A 2,273-nucleotide genomic window follows, 5' to 3' on the forward strand; every position below is an offset into this window, starting at 1 on the left:
CGGCGGCACCGGTCAGCTCGCCGCCGGAGCCACCGCAGACCGCGATCCGGCGCACCGGGCGGTCCGGGTCGCCGGTGGCGCGCACCCCGCCGGCGGTGGCGGGCAGCGCGGCGGCCACCCGCGCGCAGAAGACGTGCAGCGGCTCGGCCCGGGGCAGCTCACCGACCCGGCCGAGACCACCGTTGCCGGGCCGGCCCGGGCCGTCCGACGGCTTCCCCGGCCGTCCCAGCCGTCCCAGCCCGCCCAGCCGTCCTGGCTCTCCCCGCCGTTCCGGCCCTCCCGGCCGTTCCGGCCCTCCCGGCCGTTCCGGCTCCCTCGGCTGTTCCGGCCCACCCGGCCGTTCCGGCAGCCTGTCGAGTGGTTCGACGGCGGTGAGCCCGAGTGCGTCCGCGAGCGCGTCGCTCACCCCGGGGCAGGCCACATCGGCGTTCGTGTGGGCGGTGAACAGCGCCACCCCACCGCGGATGGCGGTGGCCACGACCCGGCCGCCCGCGTTCGTCTCGGCCACCGCGTGCACCCCCCGCAGGAACAGTGGATGGTGGGTGACCAGCAGCCGCGCACCCCGCTCGACAGCTTCCCGGACGACCTCGACGACGGGGTCGACGGCGAACAGAACATGCTGAACCGGCATGTCCGGGTCGCCGACGGCGAGCCCCACCGCGTCCCACGACTGGGCCCAGGACGGCGGGTAGCACCGCTCCAGTTCGGCGACGCACTCGGCCACGCTGGGCTGCCGCGCGCGGGCGCCGGCCGGCAGCCCCAGCGGCCCGGGCCGCGATCCGGGCACCCCCAGCACCCCTGATACCACCGATACCCATGACGATCCGGGCGGTGGCCCGGGCCGCGGCCCGAGCGGTGGCCCGGCCGGTGTCCCCGGCGGCCTTCCGCGACGGCCGCCCAGGTCCGGACGAACGGGAGGATGTGATGCTGCCACCGTCCGGACACTACCGGGCTGTGATCGGCGCGGCCGCGCCGGCAGGCCCACCGTGAGGCGGCGGGCACCGGCCGGCCGCCGCGCCGTACCGTGGCCTCTGCGGCAGACGGATCCAAACCGTGCATGCGCGCTTGTTCAGGCACACTCAGGTCGAAGGAGGCGCAATCGTGATATACGCGCCTGCGGAGGCACAACCAGCGCCCACTCGAGGACGTGATTCCGACATGGCGGATGTATCCGTGACGTTCACGATTGCCGGCGACGCCGAGGTCGTACTGACCCTTCCGACCGCACAGGCCGTACGGCTGATCGAGATGCTCATGCACAACGCGGCGGAGGCCCTGGCCGCCCAGGCCCGTGGCGGCCAGCCGGGCCAGCCGGGGCAGCTGGGGCCGCAGACCGGAACGGGCCAGCATCTCCAGCCCACCATGCCGGGCCCCGTGGGCTGGGGTGACCCGCAGCACCGGGGCGAGCCACCACCTTCGGCGCCGCTGCGTCGCCCGCTGTAACCGGCCACCCCGGACAGACAGTCACTATTTGTAATCGTCTTTGGCTGTCACCCGCCCCCGGCCACCCCGGCAGAGCCCATCCCGGCCCCGGTTCCGACGATCTCGGAGCCGGGGCCGGGGCTGTTCCGGATGCGGGATCCACCCGGTTCCCGGCTCGCGCCGGATCCATCCGGCAGGAGGATCTCGGCACCCGCATCCCTGATGCAGATCTTTGTTGTGCGGATATGGCGTCGGGCTGGATATCCGCGCACTTTTCCCAAACGCGGCACAACTCTAGATCAATAAGGTACAACTCCGCACAGTTTGTCCGCACAGCTCAGCCACCAGAAGGGATACGGATCATCCATGGCGGGGGACATACCAGCCGAACAGATCATCGTGACACATGCGTACGCGCAGGCGAGCACGGTACGTGACGGCGGCTCGGGCCCGGCCGACCAGCCACCACCGACCTACGAGCCCGCGCGGGTGCTCCACTGCTACGGCCGGGTCAGTATCGTCAGCCCCGCCACGGCCGCCCTGGAGTCCCTTCCCGGGCCGGACGCCTCCGGCGCCACCGCCGTCGACCCCGCTCATCTCGACGGGCTCGAACGTCTGGGCCTGGCGGCCTTCCAGTTACGCGCCAGCGCCGGCTACCAGCGGACCAAGCAGGACCGCGCGAGATCCGACGAGCTGTGGGACTGGGACCGGCCGTGCACCGACGTCCCACCACCGCGAGGCTCTTCCTCCGGGCGGGCCGCGGGTGGCGGCGGCAGCGTCCCACGGCAGCCGCGCTCCCCCGCCGGCTCGCCCTCCCCCACCGCTCTGGGCGCGGGCAGCCGGCCCGTGCC

3 protein-coding genes and 1 pseudogene are annotated in these 2,273 nt (G+C 73.6%); 3 read left to right on the top strand and 1 reads right to left on the bottom strand.

The features are described from left to right. Positions 1 to 787: Nif3-like dinuclear metal center hexameric protein (locus NBX02_RS15265; RefSeq protein ID WP_250291893.1), on the bottom strand; the 787-nt coding region annotated here is incomplete at its 3' end. A 29-nt stretch (positions 788 to 816) separates the two neighbouring features. Between NBX02_RS15265 and NBX02_RS15270 the strand changes: the two genes are divergently transcribed. The 3 genes and pseudogenes from NBX02_RS15270 to NBX02_RS15280 all read left to right on the top strand — a co-directional run. Beyond that, positions 817 to 990 (top strand): hypothetical protein, encoded by a 174-nt coding sequence (locus NBX02_RS15270; protein ID WP_250291895.1) that lies wholly within the window; start codon positions 817 to 819, stop codon positions 988 to 990. Between the two features lie 183 nt (positions 991 to 1,173). Beyond that, positions 1,174 to 1,443 (top strand): hypothetical protein, encoded by a 270-nt coding sequence (locus NBX02_RS15275; protein WP_445548453.1) that lies wholly within the window; start codon positions 1,174 to 1,176, stop codon positions 1,441 to 1,443. 345 nt (positions 1,444 to 1,788) lie between these two features. After that, positions 1,789 to 2,273, top strand: a pseudogene (locus tag NBX02_RS15280) (hypothetical protein); the annotation flags it as partial.

The sequence above is a fragment of the Protofrankia sp. CiP1_Cm_nod1 genome, assembly GCF_920888515.1.
In the GTDB taxonomy this organism is placed as follows: domain Bacteria; phylum Actinomycetota; class Actinomycetes; order Frankiales; family Frankiaceae; genus Protofrankia.

Excerpts from the sequence above, each read along its gene's own strand:
- NBX02_RS15270 (WP_250291895.1), top strand. The coding sequence starts at position 817 with ATGACGATCCGGGCGGTGGCCCGGGCCGCGGCCCGAGCGGTGGCCCGG.